Annotated in this window: 1 pseudogene; it reads right to left on the reverse strand. The window is 61.2% G+C overall.

Annotated features, from left to right (window positions below):
* Positions 1-168: 168 nt before the first annotated feature.
* Positions 169-1,281, reverse strand: a pseudogene (locus IVB01_RS07850) (IS481 family transposase); the annotation flags it as partial.
* Between the last annotated feature and the right edge of the window lie 81 nt (positions 1,282-1,362).

A 1,362-nucleotide genomic window follows, 5' to 3' on the forward strand; every position in this document is an offset into this window, starting at 1 on the left:
TGAGCAACCGGCGACATGGGTAACAGTTCAAACCGACGACATGGGTAACACAATTCTCGTTTCGTTCAGGCCTGCTGTTGTTGGGGCTGTGGACCCTGGGGGCAACGCGCAGCGTTGTCCCCAAGGTCCACAGCGCTTTGGCGTTCTTAATTGATCCGCCCGATAAGCAATGGTGCCGAGCGTGACCGGGCCGTAGGTGACCGTTTGGCCATCCTCGGACGCCACCAAGCCTACGGGCTCGCCGGACAATGCCGCGCTGATGTAGACGAACTTGCCATCGAGCTTGATCTCTCCGTTGCGTCGGACCCAGCGAATGTCCTGATCGCCATACTCGGGGGAGCGTAGGATCCCATCGAAGCGACGCGGTGACGCTTTGTAGCGATCCGCAGGTGTAGCGTTGTCGAGAGACTCGTGTGGGCGTTCGTGGTTATAGGTGTGCTGGAACTGGCGCAGTTGCTTGATCTGCTCACGCAGGCTGCGCGCCGGTGGACTTGCCGCGTCCTGCAACAGGGTAAGATGCATGCGCTCGTGACGGCCGTTCTGCTGCGGCTTCCCGGGAGTAATGCGTTCCGGTATCACCCCAGCCTTGATCAGGTTGACCGACATTCTCGACAATCCGCCAGCGCCGACCGAGGCAAACGGAGAGCCATTGTCCGATCGCAGGTAGTGGGGAAGGCCGAACTCGCGGAAGGCCGCATCGAGCACAGGCCAGACATGCTCGGTGTCCGTTCGGGGAAGCGCCTGGCAGCGCAGAAGATAGCGACTGTATGCATCGGTGATCGTCAGTGGTTCGCATCGCTTGCCGTCACCGGTCAAGAACCAGCCCTTGAAGTCGATGCACCAGATATCGTTGGCCTCCTGGCAATCGGCAAAAGGCGCGCTCGACGGCGGTCCACGCCGTCGCAGTCGACGCTTGACCGTCAGCCCCTCTCGGTCGAACAGCTCTCCGATCGTGCTCGCCGCCGGCCAGTCCGTCTTCGGCGCGGCCCGTTCCAGATAGGCCCGCACCTTCAAAGGACCCCAAGTCGGATGCGCACGCCGCACTGCAAGGCATCGCTCAGCAATGTCGCCTGCAATCGATTGCGGGTGGTGCCGTGGAGCTCGTGAGCGATCTTCCAGGCCCGCAGGTCCTTCCGTCTCGAAACGCGTAAGCCATTTGTAGCCAATCCGGCGGCTCACGCCGAACCGCCGGCAGATCATTGCAAATGCTTCCTCGCCCTTTCGAACCGCCACCACAAACTCCATCCGCTCACTCACGGCACAGGTCTCCTTCCAAGCCATCGGCAAGCCCTCCTTGCCGAATAGTTGACCTGTTACCCATGTCGCCGGTCTAGTCTGTTACCCATGTAGCCGGTTTGGACC

Source organism: Bradyrhizobium sp. 164, from assembly GCF_023073715.1.
Taxonomy (GTDB): Bacteria; Pseudomonadota; Alphaproteobacteria; order Rhizobiales; family Xanthobacteraceae; genus Bradyrhizobium.